Below are 16,391 nucleotides of genomic sequence, written 5' to 3'. Positions count from 1 at the left end.
CAATCTGTCTGAAAAGATGTACGCAACACTTAAAACAGCCGAAAAAATATTCTCCGAAATTTCAAGCGTAATCACCAAACAAGAGGGCTTGGAAATTTTAAACGGTTCCATTCCATTGACTGCTTGTTTGGACAAGGCGTTTCAGGAAAGAAATCGATACTTCTACAATAAGGTCAGGATTCATATTTTAGATAACATCAAAAACGGTTATTGTCCGGAAGATTGCGGTTATTGCGCCCAAAGGAAGAATGCAAATTCGGGAATCAAAGAATATCCAATGAAGTCCGAGGCCGAAATTTACGAAGACGCGGTTCAGGCTAAAAAGAACGGAGCCTATCGTTTTTGTATGGTGACTTCCGGGACGGGCCCGAACCGACTTACCACTGAGAAACTCGCTTCTACAATTCGAAGGATTACAAACGAGCTTGGAATGAAAGTTTGTCTTTCTGCAGGTCTGTTAGATGAAGAAAAGGCGCAGGTTTTAAAATCGGCCGGTTTGGATCGTTACAATCACAATCTCAATACCTCTGAAAATCATTATCCTGAAATCTGTGATACTCATACCTACGTACAAAGAACACAAACCTTGGATTCCGTTTCTAAGGCAGGGATCGGAATGTGTAGCGGGGTTATCGTAGGAATGGGGGAATCGTTCCAAGATATCGTGGATGTGGCTTTTGAACTTAAGTCTTTTCGAGTGATTTCAATTCCGGTGAATTTTTTCATTCCGGTCAAAGGGCACGCGATCAAAAATCCCGGCATTTTGACTCCCGAACTTTGTGTGAGAATACTTTGTCTTTTCCGTTTAGTGAATCCGGATTCGGAAATTAGAATTGCAGCGGGAAGGGAAGGGCATCTTAGAAGCCTTTCTGCAATGGCTTTGTTTGCCGCTAATTCTTTATTTTCTTCCGGTTATTTGAATGTAAAGGGCTCAGAGATAGTCGAGACGGTCACGATGATTCGAGATGCGGGTTTTGTCCCGGAGCTTGTAGATGGGGGAATTCTTCCGGAAGAATCTGGGACGGAAATGTTGTACTCGGAAAAAAACTTCCCGGAACTTTACAAATTTAAGAAGTCTTGAAGTCTAAAAAATCCTTTAAAAAAGCTGTTTTTAGTATTTTTTAAGCTTTCCCGGCAACTTTTTTTTATTAAATTGAGTCTGAGAACAATGTAGATTGTTATATGCCGATTCGGGATTTGAAATTTTCCAGTGGATTTTGAGAATCAGAATTCGGTTTAAAATAGGTTTCAGCGAAAAAGGGAAAAATGCGATTTTTATACGAGAGATACGTTATGTGCTTTTCGTTTGAACTTTGGATTGGAAAAAATTTGAAAACGATATGGAAATGTCAGGGATAGTCTTTTTGAATTTGAAAAAGAGTCGTTCGTTTTTTAGAATCGATTGAAAGCCTGAATTGGTCTAAGAATCTGGCATTACTGGAGTTTAATAGATGAAATATAAGATAGAAATCAATAAGTTAAAAAACGGTTATATAGAAGCGAAGCTAATTGATACCGCCTCCAATAATCCCATTGAATTCAGAATTTGTGATTCAGAGGATTATCTGCAAGCACAGATTGCGGATTGGCACAAACGTTTTCATATGAAAGAACCGCAGGAACAATAATAGGTCTTTGGCAAAGTATCTTCCCATTCTTTCTTTGCTTTTTCTTTTTATTTCCTGCTCCGTTCTGATTAAAAAATCATACACAGATTATACCAGTTCCAATTTCGAATGTTGGGAGGGAATCGGATATCGTTCCTCTGAAAAGTTCGAACAGTATCGAAATCTTTGGCACAAGATGAGAAGTATTTATCGAGAAGAAAATCAGAAGATCAAAACGGCAAGTGCGGTTTTTGTAGGAAACTCTCTGATTCAGCTATTTCCGAATGAAATTCTTACAAAAGAATTTCCAGGCGCTGTAAATCGAGGAATCGGCGGGGATATGACGGAAACTCTTCTGGAAAGATTGGAGGAGGACGTAATTTCTTTAAATCCGAAAGCAATTGTTTTAGAAATTGGTGGAAACGATCTCATTCAGGGAAAATGTCTCTATTTGATCGAAAATAACTTGGTTAAAATTTTGGATAAACTTACCCGATCTCTTCCTGAGACAAAAATAATAATTCTGGGAATTCCTCCTGTGCGTGCTCGAAGTTTAAATAATATTTCTCCCGTGGTCAATCTGGCTTGGATTTCCATCATTCAGTCCTATAAAAATGTAATTTTTTTAGACAACTGGCAATGGTTCCGAGAAAAAGATCGTTCTGTCCTTCGTCAGGAATTTTGGCTCGAACGAGACGAGATCCACTTGAACGAAAATGCATACAAGGTTTGGGTTGAAAAATTAAAACCGATCCTTTTACCTTATCTCTAAAAGGTTTCCCTTTGCTTCTCATTCTTACTCAAAAACCTTATGAAATTCGAAAAGAACTTCTACTGGGAATCGGAAATTTCGTATCCCTCAAATCCGAAGAAACTTTTTTACTTTCTTCGGCCTCGGTTCGTACTCGAGGAGAATGGAGCTGCATCGAATGGAAAATTTCCAGAAATTTGGATTTGCAGGAGTTGATCGAACTGAGAGCAATGTTTGCAAAAAGAAATTCGGATCTTCTTCAGATAGATTATCTTTTAGATCCAAAGAAAAAAAGTTTTTTCGTTTTTGATATGGACTCTACTTTGATCCAGCAAGAAGTCATCGACGAGTTAGCGAGGCTTACGGGAGTTTACGAAGAAGTCGCTTCTGTCACGAAGGAGGCAATGGAAGGAAATTTGGACTTTCATGAGGCTCTTAAAAAAAGATGTGTTCACTTAAAAGGGCTTTCCTCCTCCATTTTTACGGAGCTTTATCCAAAACTAAAATTGAATGCAGGGGTCGAAAGTCTTCTGAGAAGTTTGAAAGAGAAAAATAGTAAGACCGCGGTGTTTTCGGGAGGTTTTATAGACATTTTGGAAATGTTCCAGAAGCAGTATGGAATCGATGAAATTCACGCGAACGTTTTAGAAAGACAAAACGGTCAATTTTCGGGGAATGTGGTCGGTGATATCGTTGATAAAAATAAAAAGTTTGAATATTTAAAGATGATTCGGGATCGGGAGGGAATTTCCAGATCTCAAGTGGTTGCTGTCGGAGACGGAGCAAACGATGCATTGATGTTAAACGAAGCGGGGATTGGAATCGGGTTTCATGCAAAAGAGGGTTTGAAAAAACTCATCGTCAATTGGGTGGATTTTGCTCCGTTAGATGTTCTTCTATTTTTGTTTTCTTAATTTTTTTTGAAAATCCTCTAGTTTTTTTAAGGCTTCCATTGGAGTCATTTCTTCCAATTTCAATTTTAGAATGGATTCTTCCGTTTCAGACGGGAGATTTTTGGGTTCCGGTTCGATAAATAAAGTAGGTTGGGCTTCTTGGATTCGAATTTCTTTCTTTTTGGATTCCAGATCGATCAGAAGCTCTGCCGCTCTTTTAACGATTGGTTCCGGAATTCCCGCGATTTTTGCCACGTAGATTCCGAAAGATTTTTTCGCCTTACCGACTTTTACCTTTCGTAAAAATAGGACCTTGTCTTCTTTTTCCAAAGTTTCCAGATATAGATTAAAAATTCCACTCAGACGGGAAAGCTCCGTAAGCTCATGGTAATGAGTTGCAAAGATTGTTTTGGGTTTTACGGACAAAGAGGAAAGATATTCCAAGATCGACCAGGCGATACTCATTCCATCATAAGTGGAGGTTCCACGTCCTACCTCGTCGAAAAGGATCAAAGAGTCTTCCGTGTAGTGGTTGAGGATATTTGCAGTTTCTTTCATCTCGACGTAAAATGTGGACTCTCCTGCAGTAAGATTGTCTCCCGCTCCGATTCGAGTGAAAAGTTTATCCACAATTGGAAGTCTCGCTGATTTTGCGGGAACAAAAGCTCCCATCTGAAACAAAATCTGATTGAGAGCGATTTGTCTCATGAACGTAGATTTACCGGCCATGTTCGGTCCTGTCAAAACGGCGATTGCTTGATTTTGCGTATCTAAATAGACAGAGTTTGGAACAAATTCTTGACCGGGGGAAGAGTTGCTTCCACGACCGGATGTCTGGAGTCCACCAAATTCAGAGAACGATCTTTGGAAAGTTCGGGGCGAATCCAACCGAACTTGTCTTTCGCAATTAAAACCGAAATTTGAAAATCAAGGTCCCCGATTTCTTCCGAAAAAGAAAGAAGCGCGGAAGAATATTTCAAAACTTCTTCCACCATACGATTGAATTCCGCTCTTTCGATTTCTTGAATGATTTCGTCCGCTTCCAAGATCGTGTGCTCTATCTCCTCCAATTTGGGAGTAGTAAAACGTTCGCTTCCCACAAGAGTCTGTTTTTTAAGATAGTCTTTCGGAGCTTGTTCTGCTTGGGCTCTGGAAATTTCAATAAAATAACCTACGATCTTATTATAACGAATCTTTAATGTATTTAGGTTCGTCCTTTTTTTCTCTTCTGCTTCTAAGCTTAGGATCCAATCCTTACCTTTAAAACCCGCTTCTCTCGCTTTATCCAGTCGTGTGGAGAATCCGGTCTTTAAAAAAGGACCGTTTCCTAAAATTACTGGCAGATCATCCCCCGGATGTAAACGTTCTTCGATGAATTCGGAAAGAACCTTTAATTCTTCCAAAGGAATGAGAAACGGATAAGATAGGGCTTCTAGTTCCTTTTTGAGTTTGATTCCTGTGGAAATAGAATTAAGGATGGAACGAAAATCTCTCGGATAGGAGTGATTTCCTCGGAAACGAGTGAGAATCCTTTCTATATCTCCTACGTCTCGGAGCGCGGCAATAAACGGCGCAAGAACTATCTTGAAAAGAATATCCTGCTTTTCCCAACGGGAATAAAGGACCATAGGGTCGCATTCCGGAAATAGAATTCTTTGTTTGAGGAGTCTTTTTCCCTTTGCAGTATTGCAAAAATTGAATATAGAATAGAGTGTGTGATTTTTTTCCTTGTCGTTCTCTACGAGCTCGAGGTTGAGAATCGTTTCCCGATCCATCTCGAGGAACTTCCCGGAACTTAAAATTCTCGGTTCTCTCAATACGAGTTTGTTGTCTCGATACGTTTCCCGGATGTATTCGTCCAAATATCGGGAGAGGATTTGAAACTGATCTTTTTCCGGAATTTCGGGTTGATCCTTTAAAACTGTGAATTCCTTATCTCTGAAATATTCCAATTCTTGAAAGAAAGAAAGTTCGGATTGAGGTACGCAGATTTCGGAAGGTCTGAATTTTTCAAGTTCTGCAACGAGCTTCTCTAAACTGGTAATAGGCGTGGAAGAATAGAACAATTCCCCTGTGGAAAAATCCGCCATTGCAAAATAAATTAAGCTTTTTTTGAGATGTAAAACGGCAAGATAGTTATTTTGAAATCCGGTAAGAAGATTTTCCTCGATTACGGTTCCGGGGGTGATGATTCGTACCACGTCTCTTGTCATCAATTTGGAGCCGGCTTCTTCGGGTTTGGATTGCTCGCAGATTGCGATCTTTTTTCCTGCGTTCAAAAGTCGAGAGATGTAATTGTCTTTGGAATGATACGGAATCCCACACATAGGAACCGCATTTTGTCTTTTAGTGAGAGCGATGTCCAAAATGGAAGAGGCTATCTTAGCGTCTTCCAAAAACATTTCGTAAAAATCGCCCATACGAAAGAATAAGATCGTGTCCGGAAAATCCTTTTTGATCGTTAGAAACTGTTTCATCATTGGAGTATTAAGCGCTTCTGCCAGATCGCTCCAGTACTCTGCGGATGTTCCTGTAATTTCTAAATTCATAAGCCCAACCTTACGTTCCTGATAAATTGAATTACTTTTTGTGAATCTTTGATTCCGGGAGAGGACTCGACTCCGCTTGCAACGTCTACGCCGTACGGCTTTACGGTTCGAATCGCATTTGAGACGTTAGACGAATTAAGTCCCCCGGCCAAAAGAAACTTTCTTTCAATCCGTGAAATGAAGTTCCAGTTGAAAGTTTCTCCGGTTCCCCCGCCGACGTCTTTGGAATAACTATCCAAGATTAGAAGTTCACTGGGGATGTTTTTGAGATCCTCGTTGTGAATGGGGGAGTGGACTCTATAAGAACAAATCTGGCGTTTTCCGAGAAGATTTTTCCGATCTACGAAAGTGAGTTTCGGATCGTCCCAAACCCATTGAATAAGATCGTGGTATAAAGAGGAAGTGACCGTTCGGATTTCTTCGGGCGAATTTTGATAGAACAGCAATACGATTTCGGGGGAATTTTTTGTGTCTCTGTAAAATTCCACTATCTTTTGAGCATCTTTAAGCGAGATCTTTCTGGGGCTGAAAGGAACAAAATTCAGTCCGATATAATCGGCTCCTTCTTCCCGGCAGATTTTTGCGATTTCGAGGTCTCGAATTCCGCAGATTTTAATCTTTGTCTTTTCGAAAGTATTCTCGTTCATGGTTTCCAGTCTTCCCGAAGGGTTTCTTGAGATCACGTACTTTAACACTGGTCAGTTTCTGCAGGAAAGATACTTTCGGATTTGATGGCCTTATTTCATTCCTTTTCTCTCTCGGAAGGAAAAAAGATTAAAATTTTAATCGCGGGTAAGAAGGAACTTCCTTCTGCCTCTTTGGATGTCCGGACCCAAAGAAAGGAAATTTCAAGACTTACCGAAATCCCTGAATCGAATGTTTATATTTTAAACCAGATTCACGGAGACGAGATTATCGATCTTGCAACCATGGGATCTTTTTCTTTTCCAAAAGGAGATGCTTTTGTCGGAGAAGAATCCGATAAAGTTCTCTGTATCAAGACGGCGGATTGTATGCCTTTGTTTTTTTGGTCGGAAAAAAGCCCCAAGTTTGTCGCGGTCCATTCCGGCTGGAAAGGAACATTATCCGGAATTGCGGAGAAAACCTTGCGGCTCGCGTTTGATGAATCGATCCTTACGAATGGAGCGCTTTTTGGTTATCTCGGACCTTACGCGAGCGGATTGAGATATGAAGTAGGCGAGGATGTGGCTCACTTGTTTCGAAAGGAATTTCCGGATTGTTTGAAACAAAAAGGAGCAGATAAAACTCTGCTTGATTTGGAATCCTTTCTGAAATTTCGTTTGGAGAAAAATGGAATTCAAGTTTTGCTTCGATCTGAAAAGATCTGTACGATGAAAGAGGGATCAGACTTCTTCAGTCATCGAAGAAAAGACGTCGGAAGAAATCTGAATCTGATTTGGAGAGAGGGTTAAACCTAAACCTTGGGGACTTTTTTGACCGCTGCGTTGATTTTTTCCAATACTTTCTCGCGTTTTACAGGTTTTGGAATGTAATCCATTGCACCTTCGTCGATCAGATTTTTCAGCACGGCGGGAGTATTTTCTTCGGAAACGATTACGATTCTTGGAAGAACCCCTCTTTCCTTAATCTCAAAGAAGGTTGCATATCCGTCCATCACCGGTAGATTGAGATCAAGAGTGATCAGATCGATACGTCTGTGCTCGTCGTAAAGTTTTACGAGTTCCTTTCCGTTTTCCGCAAATCCGATCACCTGATACCCCTCCGATTCCAAAATCTGAGCCAACTGTTTGGCTTGAAATCTGGAGTTTTCGGCAATCAGTACCTGATATGGTCTTCCGTTGGGAGCTACACCTGCTTTCATTTATATTTACCTCTTTTTAAAGAAAGGATTCGATTACTTGACCGATTTCTTTTGTTCCGACAACTGTAGAATCCGCTTCCGCGATGTCTCTGGTTCTTTTTCCGGAGGCGATCGTTTTTCGGACTGCGGCTTCTATTTTGGTCGCTTCTTCTTCCATGGAGAAAGAATACCGTAACATCAGCGCGGCGCTGAGGACTTGAGCGATCGGATTGGCTACACCTTTTCCTGCGATGTCCGGAGCGGAACCGCCAGAAGGTTCATACAAACCGAATCCTGATTCCGAAAGAGAAGCCGATGGAAGCATCCCGATCGAGCCGGTAATGATGGAAGCTTCGTCCGAAAGTATGTCCCCGAACATATTCTCACAAAGAACCACGTCGAATTGTTTCGGATTTACGATGAGCTGCATCGCGGCATTGTCCACATAAAGATGATTCAATTGGACGTCAGAAAATTCTTTCTTATGCAAATCGATTACAACTTCTTTCCAAAAAACGGAAGTCGTCAAGACGTTTGCTTTGTCAATGCTCGTGACTTTGTTGTTTCTTTTCCTCGCCGCTTGGAATGCGACTCTGGTAATTCTTTCTATTTCTTTTCTAGAATATTTCATCGTGTCATAAGCGAACTCTTCCTGGCCGACGCCTTCCCTTCCTTTCGGTTGACCAAAATAAATTCCTCCGGTCAATTCCCTTAGGATCAGAATATCCAGCCCGTTTCCGATAATGTCGGCTCGAACAGGAGAAGCATTTTTGAGTTCGGGATAAATGATTGCCGGTCTGAGATTTGCAAATAAGTCGAAATGTTTTCGGAGAGGTAGAAGCGCTCCTCGTTCCGGTTGTTTTTCCGGAGGGAGAGTTTCCCATTTCGGTCCTCCTACACTTCCGAAAAGAATCGCAGAGGATTCTTCGCAGAGTTTGAGAGTTTCCGGAGGAAGGGGATGTCCAGTTTTATCGATTGCAATTCCGCCCACTAAACCTTCTTTAAAATAAAATTCGGAAGCTTTTGCACTGAGAGCCTTTTTCAAAACGGAGAGGGCTACTTCCATGACTTCCGGCCCGATTCCGTCTCCGGAAAGTACTGCTACATTCTTCATTCTTTTTTGGGATCCTTTTAATTTTGTTTGAGTACGGATTCTAAAATGTCCAATCCCTGATTTAAAAAGTCTGTGGAAATCGTAAGTGGGGGCATGATTCGAATCACGTTATCCGCCGTTGCGTTTATTATGAGCCCCGCAGACAAACAAGCCTCTACCACCGGTCTGGAAGGAGTTTTCAATTCGACTCCGATATGAAGTCCTTTCCCTCTGACTTCGGAGATCACCGGATATTTTTCCTGCATTTCTCTCAGTCTCGTAAAAGCTATATCGGAACAAAGATTTACGTTGTTTAAAATTTCTCTGGTTTGAATGATTCGAATCGTTTCGTAAGCGATTGCTGCCGCAAGATGATTTCCTCCGAATGTGGAGCCGTGGGATCCTGGCGTAAAAAGATTCTGGTATTTTTCTCCCACGATTAGGGCGCCGATTGGAAAACCGGATCCGAGTCCTTTGGCAAGTGTCATCGCATCGGGCGCAAATCCCATCGTTTCAAAAGCGAATAATGTTCCTGTTCTCCCCATTCCGGTTTGGATTTCGTCGAAGATAAGAAGCGCGTCGTTTTCTTCGGTCAGTTCTCTGGAAAGTGTGAGAAAGCTCTTCGATAAGGGAATGATTCCGCTTTCACCTAAGATCGGTTCTTCGATCAATGCGATGATTCTTCCCTGGTGTCTTTCGAAAGCTGCGACAAGGGCTTCGTCGTTGTTCGGTTCTATGAACTCGATTCCTTTTAGAAGTTCTCCGTAACCTTTTCTGATTTTATCTTGTCCGGTTAAACTCATACCGGAAACGGATCTTCCATGAAAACTTTTTTCTAAGGAAAGGATAATCGGGTCCATGATACTTTTCGAATATGCATATTTTCTCGCGAGTTTAAATGCTCCTTCTATGGCTTCGGTTCCGGAATTGGTTAAAAACACTTTTCCCGGAAAAGAATTTAAGATCAGAAGTTCTGCGAGTTTTGCCGCTTCTTCAGAGTAAAAAAGATTGGAGGTGTGAAAGAGTTTATCCGCTTGAGAGCGAACAGTTTCGATGATATCTGGGTCCGCGTGTCCTAGATTTGTAACTGCAACTCCACAGTGAAAATCAATATACTGTTTATTATCAAAATCGAATAGAAGTTCGTTGACTCCGTAACGAAACGCTACGTCGTATCTTGAATACGTATTGAGTAGATAATGATCCGCTAATTCCTTAGTATGTTGGAAAAGTTCTTTGTGGATGTCTGTGTCGTTCATGAGAGTTCCGCCAGTCGTAAAAATATTTCCTCGGATACTTTGATTTCGGAAAGGAGATCTTTCATGAGGATTGGAATTTCTCCTTTGGAATTAGGAGCTTTTAAGCTTTGAAAGGAAGAATAGATTTTAATTTTCGGTTCCGTGCCGGAGGGGCGGATCGTAAGTTTTGCATTTCCTTCCAAAATGACTTGAATCACGTCCGAAAAAGGACAACCCGAAAATGCGGATTTCGATGTATTTCCCTTTGCAGCTCGAGTTTTATAATCTAAAATCCCGATGATCTTTCTTTGATGAATTTTTTTTCCTAACAGATCCGCGGTTCGGAGAGATTCCAAGGATTTACGGATTTTTTCTTTACCTGCACGTCCTTCCAACGTAAGTGATTTGAGACTTTCTTGAAAGAGACCGTATTTGAGATAAATCTCATCCATGTAGTTTAAAAGATCTTTTTTTTCCGTGAGAATTTCCAAAAGTAACAGCGCAGAAGAAAGTGAATCTTTGTCTCTCACAAAAGAAACGGGAAGATAACCGAAGGACTCTTCTCCTCCGAACAAAAAAAAGTCGGTTTTATTCTTATCGATTTTTGCCATCACTTGCGCGATGAACTTAAATCCGGTGAGAACGTTTTTATACTTTACCTTGTTCTTTTTAGCGATGATTTCTTGGAGATCGGTGGTGACGATCGTTTTTACGAGAATTGCTTTTTTCTTTTTTTTGCTCGTTGCATAGTTTTCGCAAAGATAAGCCGCCATGATAGAACCGATCTGATTTCCGTTTAATAAAACATATTCTCCTTGGACATTTTTGACTCCGATCCCGAGCCTATCCGCGTCCGGGTCGGTTGCGATAAAAGCGTGAGCGTTTTTTTGAATCGCAAATTTTTTGGAAAGTTCCATTGCTTCCGGTTCTTCCGGATTCGGATATTTTACGGTGGGGAATTCTCCATTCGGATCTTTTTGTTCTGGAACCAGAAATACATTTTTGTATCCGAATCCGTTTAAGAGGTCTTTCATACTTTTGGCGCCTGTTCCATGTAACGGAGAATAGACGATTTTCATCGCAGCCCTGTCTTTTGGTTTTAGAGTGACGGAAAGAATTCCCGCTTTAGAAAGTTCTTTTTTGTAGGAAGAAAAACAATCTTTTCCGGCGGGTTTTACCATCTTTTTATAAATAGGATCTTTGGGAGAAAGAAGAGAAATGGTATTCCAGTCCCGGATTGACTCTATTTTCGAAATGATTTTTTGATCATCCGGGGGGACGAGTTGTCCTCCGTCGGAAAGATACGCCTTAAAACCGTTATATTCGGGAGGATTGTGAGAAGCGGTGATGACGACTCCTCCCGTCGCTTTGTAGTAACGAATTGCGTAAGAAAGAAGAGGTGTGGGTGTTACTTCTTGGAATAAAATCACTTTAACTCCGAGAGATGCCGCAATTCCTGCTGTGACTTCCGCAAATTCTTTAGACTTCCTTCTGGAATCGTAGGCGATTACAATGGAAGCCTTTTTGTTTTTTTTGGATAGATAGCTTATGAATCCAAGTGCGGCGCGACCTACGGTAAATTCGTTCATTCTTCCGATTCCGTTTCCGAGTTTTCCTCGCATTCCGCCGGTTCCGAATTCAAGGGGAATCGAAAAAGCTTCCACGTCAGGTCCGGATTCTCCCTTGGAAAATTTTTCAAGTATTCGATTCGCTTCTTCACGGACCGTACTTGGGAAAGGCTCTTGTGTCCAGGAATGGATAAAGGATTCGGGATGATTCATAGGGTTCCGATTTAATTTTTTAAGAGGATTAAATTCATAAAAATTGGCTTTCTTTTGAGGTTCAACCCTAATTTTGGTCGATTCCTAAAGTATGGAATCGTATGAATTTGGTCAGGATGAAAACAGGGAATTTCTGAGGTTGAGTCGAGTTTTGAAACTTGCGTCTTTCTCTTTTTTTTGTCTTTCGGGTGTGTCTTTCTTTTCCGCATTCGTTTCGAGGGATATGGACAAACTCGTTTTGTTTCTTGTGCCAGGAATTCTATTTTTGCTCACGGGAATTTGGAGTTACAGCGCAGCGATTTCCTTTAAAAGAATCACGGATACAAAAGGAGAGGACTTGGATTTTTTACGGATTGGTCTTCGTAGTTTGCGAATTCATTTTTGGGTTCAGATTTCCTTTGGATTTTTTGCAATTCTATTTCTCTTAGGAGGGGCGATTCTTACTCTTGTCTCTTGATGGAACCTCGGGAATTTTGGATCGAAGAAAGACTTGAAAGATATAGAAAAATTTCTCTGTGCAATCTAGGCGAAAGTGGAATTCGAAATATCACACTTGGTGAATTGTTGTCTAGTTTGGATCTTTCCGCCGAGGTTTTGAATTCTATTTCCTTAGAGGACTCTCCCAATCGAGGCGATCTCGTCTTAAGAGAAGAAATTGCAAAACTTTATCCTGGTTTAAATGCCGATCGGGTATTAGTTACGACGGGAACCGGAGAAGCGCTTTACATTCTTTTTCACCTTCTTTGCAAAAAAGATTCCGTCGTTTCTTATTTGAATCCAGCCTTTCAAGCGTTATACGAAATACCAAAGATGATCGGTGCGGTACTCGAATCGATTCCCTTGTTGCAGAATTTAGAAAAGAACTCGAGTTCCTTTTTGTCGGAATGTTCCGTGTATGAATTGTTTGAAAGAGGAAAGGATCTCGTAATTTTCAATCATCCTCACAATCCTAGCGGATTATCCTTGGGTAAAAATTCAATTAAGGCTATTCAAGAAGCGGCTTTTCAATATAAAGGTTGGATCTTGTTCGACGAACACTACCGCTTCTTGGATTTTCAGAACGATCTCAGTTGGACCGGCGCAGGACTTACGGAGCATACGGTGAGTACCGGTTCGATCACGAAATGTTTCGGAGTGATGGGACTTCGGATCGGATGGATGACGGGACCGAAAGAGCTGATTGAAAGGGCTAGATCTTTCAAAGACTATTTGACGCATACCGTTTCGCCTATTTCCGAATTTTTGACTCTTCGCATTCTGCAAAATCGAGAACGTTTAATAGCCCCGATCAAAATATCTATTTTAAAGAATATTCAATTTTTTGAAAGTTATTGGAAAGAACTTCCAGGTTTGGAAAATTTTATAAAACCCGGGGGAGGAGTCGTTTCTTTTGTTAAATTAAAAGAAGGAATCGATTCTTCTCGTTATGCAGATCTTTTGTTGAATCGATGCGGGGTTTTTGTACTTCCGGGGCGGGATTTTGAGTGTGAAGGTTGGATTCGAATCGGCTTCGGAGAAACTCCCGAACGATTTCAAGCCGGAATAAAAAGGTGGGAGAATTTAAACTTGTGACGAATGGCAATATTCATTATTTTGACGGCAGAAAGATCTAAAAATAGCGTGAGTTAACAAATGCGAAAGCAATTATTATATTGCGATCCACAGCAAGCAGAACTTTAGTTTGAAAACCTCGCTCTCTGAACTTGAAGCATGACGTTTTTTATCTCCACAATTACTTCGATCTTTTCCGACAATCCTCCGTGAAACAACCTCGCCCCTGCAGAGCGACCCATAGGAAAGCCATAACCTTACCCACAAATACTTGGATCTGAAGATAAATCTGTCGGAATTACTACAAATCCTCTGTGAAACTTACGCCCCACCCTGATTTTGGGTGGAGGGGAGAGGCGGTGGGAAGACTCGGGAGGTTTTCTTTACCACAAAATCATACTTCTTGCAAGTAAAAAGCCTCATTCTTGTCGGAACACTTGAAAAATATCAGTTTTTGATCCTTATGATCCCAAAAGCCTTCTTAATTTGTGGGTAACGTTATGATAGGAAAGCTCTGCACTTTAGTTTCTTTGGGTAAGGTGGTTGGGAAGACTCCAGTGGTTTTTCTTTATCAGAAAATCATACTTTTTGCAAGTAAAAAGCCTCGTTCTTGTCGGAACACTTGTAAAAATGTGCGTTTAAATTCTTACTATTTCAAAATTCTTTTCAACTTATGGGATGATCTGGATCGTTATTTTCCAACTTAAAGTCCGACAAATTGTCTTCTGTAGGAGCGGCATTGCCGCGACACTGTGATAAGTCCTCTGAATGTGGGAACTCCCACGTTTTTTAAAAACTTACCGGATTGTTTAGAGATATTTTTTTTCAGGCTTTGTAAGACGGGTTCTTAGCTGCGCTAAGAGTCTTCGCCTAACGCTCCGCTGGCTACGACTATCTCGCTCTTTATGAATCGCTCGATAAACTTAAACTTTATGATCTTATGTAATAAAAATAACGCAAAGGCTTGGCACAGAAACTGTAAGGTCCTAAAATCTTTTCAAAACACGATTCGCAAAAACCATAGGATGAATGGTAAAGATCGCTCTTTGAAAGAATTTTCCTTTTAAGAAATCGCTCTTAAGAAGGAGTTTTTTTCCGCCGACTTGAATGAATTCGGAATAGGAAGAATCCTCGACCTCTGTCTCGATTTTAAATCGAATTTCCTTATTTAAGATTTTAAAAACCTGTTCTTTGGAAGAACTTTTCCATTGAAAATCGCTGGAAAAAAGATTTCGTTCTTTCAACCAAAGAGGCAAGTTGTTGCTTTTGAGTCTGGAAGAAAGGAATGTGCCTAAGTAGTAAAATTCCGGATTTTCCAAGTCCACACTTTTATCCGAGGTTTCTCTCAAATACCCCAGTGCGTAAAGATCACAGAAGGCGAGTTCCGGAGAATAAGATTCCTCATAAAATTCTTGTTTGGAAAAGGAGGCCGCTTTTGCCGCCACGAATCTGAGTTTGATTTTTTGGGAACCGCCGAACGGAATCCAGGAAATTGGAAGTGACGATTTCCATTCTTCCCAAGGAAAGATTTCCTCCCAAAAGATTAAAGAGCGTAGATACAAACGATACGGATTCGGAGAAGCCGCACTTAGTAAATCCGGAGAACTTTGTAATTTTTTCGAATCTGATTTTTTCTTGGGAAAAAAAGATTTCCAAGATTTTTCCCGGAGGGTGTAAAGAGATTTCTTAAGAAGTTTCCAGAATCGATATTTTATCTGTTTCGAAAAACTCGAATGAAGTTTCTGTTTCATCCTGAGCTTTTTCTTTCCTCCCGCAAATGAACTCGCATCGATTTCTAGTGCCGATGCGAATTCGGAAGGGATTCCATTTTCTAAAGAAAGATTGGTATCGTATAAAACATGGTGAAATTGTCTCGGATCCACGATTTGCTCTTTGGTGAATTCCTCATGAATGATCGACTGAAAACGGCGTGTAATTCGAACTCGTTTACTTTGAAAGAATGGAAAAATGTCGATCTTATAGATACGGTCCAGCCAAAGTCGAAAACTTGTAAAGGTAGGTTTGAGCACGAGTTGATTGGTAGTCTTTTTACAGGCTGTAAGATTCTCTACTTAAAAAAAGAAAAAAATCATTCAAAATTCTTTCTAAACGCCAGAAAATCGGCAGAAAGGTTGACTAAGGAGAGGTATAGGCCGATTCTGTCCTTACTATGGCCAGAAGATGTGAAGTAACCGGAAGAGGCACTGTCTCTGGGAACAATGTTTCCCATTCCCATATCAAGACAAGAAGAACCTGGAAGGTGAATCTGATCAAAAAAAGAATCTTTTTGGAGGATGAGAATCGCTGGGTTACGATTCGTCTTTCTACCAGAGCTCTTCGAACTCTGAGAAAAAAAGGAATTAAGGCCGTCATCAAAGATAATGGCGGGTCCTTGGGTGTTCTTGCTCCGAAAAAATACGCAGGAATCACAAAACAGGCACTTAAAAAAGCCTGATCCTGCGTTTTTAAAGTGGTTTTCCCGGATTTTTTCTCTTTTAAGAAAAGAATTCGGGGATGTACAAACCCCTCTTCATTTTAAACATAATTACGAACTTGCTATTGCCGTCATTTTGAGTGCTCAATGCACGGACGAACGAGTCAATCAAGTTACTCCCTCTCTTTTTAAAACCTTTCCCAGTCTGGAATCCTTTGCCAATGCGGATCTAAAAGATATCGAAGCTTTGATCTTTTCCACCGGATTTTATCATAATAAAGCGAAATCAATTCGGGGATTTGCTAAAAAATTGTTAAACGACTTTGACGGGAAAATTCCGAAGACGATCGCGGAGCTTACCACACTTCCTGGATTTGGTCGTAAGACCGCAAACGTGGTTTTGTCCGAAGTTCACGGACTTGTGGAAGGAATTGTAGTCGATACGCACGTAAATCGAATTTCGAAGGTTTTGGGACTTACCACTAAAAACGATCCGGTTCAGGTAGAGAAAGATCTTATGTCGATTCTTCCCAAAAAATATTGGAGAGATATTTCCTTGTATTTGATTTTTTTAGGGAGAAAAAGTTGTAAGGCGCATCGCCGATTTTGTGGAGAATGTATCCTTAAAAAGGACTGCCCATCATCCTCGGTTGTCCAAGGAGTTTGATTTTT

At 40.8% G+C, this 16,391-nt stretch carries 15 protein-coding genes and 1 pseudogene; 9 read left to right on the top strand and 7 right to left on the bottom strand.

All coding sequences use genetic code 11. The features are described 5' to 3' along the window. The first annotated feature begins 16 nt into the window (after positions 1-16). The 4 genes from bioB (at position 17) to serB (ending at position 3,272) form a co-directional block, all read left to right on the top strand. The gene (gene bioB, locus CLV95_RS00380) at positions 17-1,081 is read left to right on the top strand and encodes a biotin synthase BioB (RefSeq protein WP_002729323.1); all 1,065 of its coding nucleotides are present in this window, start codon (positions 17-19) and stop codon (positions 1,079-1,081) included. Positions 1,082-1,451: 370 nt separating this feature from the next. Continuing rightward, on the top strand, positions 1,452-1,628 hold the full coding sequence (locus tag CLV95_RS18665) for a hypothetical protein (RefSeq protein ID WP_000875511.1): 177 nt from the start codon (positions 1,452-1,454) through the stop codon (positions 1,626-1,628). Between the two features lie 7 nt (positions 1,629-1,635). After that, positions 1,636-2,379, top strand: coding sequence for a GDSL-type esterase/lipase family protein (locus CLV95_RS00375; RefSeq protein ID WP_002729321.1), 744 nt, complete (start codon positions 1,636-1,638; stop codon positions 2,377-2,379). Between the two features lie 11 nt (positions 2,380-2,390). After that, on the top strand, positions 2,391-3,272 hold the full coding sequence (gene serB / locus CLV95_RS00370) for a phosphoserine phosphatase SerB (protein WP_002731826.1): 882 nt from the start codon (positions 2,391-2,393) through the stop codon (positions 3,270-3,272). Here the strand turns inward: serB and mutS are convergent. Together mutS and CLV95_RS00360 are read right to left on the bottom strand one after the other, a co-directional pair. Next, positions 3,255-5,800: pseudogene (mutS, locus tag CLV95_RS00365) on the bottom strand (DNA mismatch repair protein MutS). The gene serB and the pseudogene mutS sit on opposite strands and share 18 nt — an antisense overlap. Then, a complete protein-coding gene (locus CLV95_RS00360; RefSeq protein WP_016749694.1) occupies positions 5,797-6,447 on the bottom strand; it encodes a phosphoribosylanthranilate isomerase in 651 nt (216 codons plus the stop codon). The pseudogene mutS and the gene CLV95_RS00360 overlap by 4 nt, the downstream one beginning before the upstream one ends. Positions 6,448-6,531: 84 nt before the next feature. Here CLV95_RS00360 and CLV95_RS00355 point away from each other — a divergent pair, with 84 nt between their 5' ends. Beyond that, positions 6,532-7,233 carry a purine nucleoside phosphorylase YfiH/LACC1 family protein gene (locus CLV95_RS00355; protein WP_002731695.1) on the top strand — a complete coding sequence of 234 codons (702 nt, stop codon included), beginning with the start codon at positions 6,532-6,534 and terminating at the stop codon, positions 7,231-7,233. A gap of 2 nt (positions 7,234-7,235) precedes the next feature. Here the strand turns inward: CLV95_RS00355 and CLV95_RS00350 are convergent, their stop codons facing one another. Genes CLV95_RS00350 through CLV95_RS00335 form a run of 4 tightly spaced genes read right to left on the bottom strand, consistent with a single transcriptional unit; the run spans position 7,236 to position 11,734 of the window. Further along, on the bottom strand, positions 7,236-7,643 hold the full coding sequence (locus CLV95_RS00350; RefSeq protein WP_002729311.1) for a response regulator: 408 nt from the start codon (positions 7,641-7,643) through the stop codon (positions 7,236-7,238). A 16-nt stretch (positions 7,644-7,659) separates the two neighbouring features. Beyond that, positions 7,660-8,736 (bottom strand): 3-isopropylmalate dehydrogenase, encoded by a 1,077-nt coding sequence (gene leuB, locus CLV95_RS00345; RefSeq protein ID WP_002729313.1) that lies wholly within the window; start codon positions 8,734-8,736, stop codon positions 7,660-7,662. Positions 8,737-8,753: 17 nt separating this feature from the next. Further along, positions 8,754-9,974, bottom strand: a complete 1,221-nt coding sequence (locus CLV95_RS00340; RefSeq protein ID WP_002731864.1) for an aspartate aminotransferase family protein — start codon at positions 9,972-9,974, stop codon at positions 8,754-8,756. Next, a complete protein-coding gene (locus CLV95_RS00335; protein ID WP_002729304.1) occupies positions 9,971-11,734 on the bottom strand; it encodes a phospho-sugar mutase in 1,764 nt (587 codons plus the stop codon). The genes CLV95_RS00340 and CLV95_RS00335 overlap by 4 nt, the downstream gene beginning before the upstream one ends. A 190-nt stretch (positions 11,735-11,924) precedes the next feature. Between CLV95_RS00335 and CLV95_RS00330 the strand changes: the two genes are divergently transcribed. Next, a complete protein-coding gene (locus CLV95_RS00330; RefSeq protein ID WP_032853405.1) occupies positions 11,925-12,191 on the top strand; it encodes a hypothetical protein in 267 nt (88 codons plus the stop codon). Further along, the gene (locus CLV95_RS00325; protein ID WP_002729279.1) at positions 12,191-13,306 is read left to right on the top strand and encodes a pyridoxal phosphate-dependent aminotransferase; all 1,116 of its coding nucleotides are present in this window, start codon (positions 12,191-12,193) and stop codon (positions 13,304-13,306) included. The genes CLV95_RS00330 and CLV95_RS00325 overlap by 1 nt, the downstream gene beginning before the upstream one ends. Before the next feature lie 965 nt (positions 13,307-14,271). On the opposite strand, the gene CLV95_RS00320 is transcribed toward CLV95_RS00325, so the two are convergent. Next, positions 14,272-15,315: a hypothetical protein gene (locus CLV95_RS00320; protein WP_002727362.1), complete on the bottom strand. Its 1,044-nt coding sequence runs from the start codon at positions 15,313-15,315 to the stop codon at positions 14,272-14,274. Between the two features lie 140 nt (positions 15,316-15,455). Between CLV95_RS00320 and rpmB the strand changes: the two genes are divergently transcribed. Beyond that, complete coding sequence (gene rpmB / locus CLV95_RS00315) at positions 15,456-15,740, top strand: 50S ribosomal protein L28 (protein WP_002727368.1); 285 nt, start codon at positions 15,456-15,458, stop codon at positions 15,738-15,740. Next, entirely contained in the window at positions 15,688-16,386 is a 699-nt protein-coding gene (gene nth, locus CLV95_RS00310; protein ID WP_016749696.1) for an endonuclease III, read from the top strand. Before rpmB ends, nth begins: the two co-directional genes overlap by 53 nt. Positions 16,387-16,391: the final 5 nt, after the last annotated feature.

This window comes from Leptospira borgpetersenii serovar Javanica, from assembly GCF_003046425.1.
GTDB lineage: Bacteria > Spirochaetota > Leptospiria > Leptospirales > Leptospiraceae > Leptospira > Leptospira borgpetersenii.
This window is presented reverse-complemented; position numbering and strand designations above follow the sequence as displayed.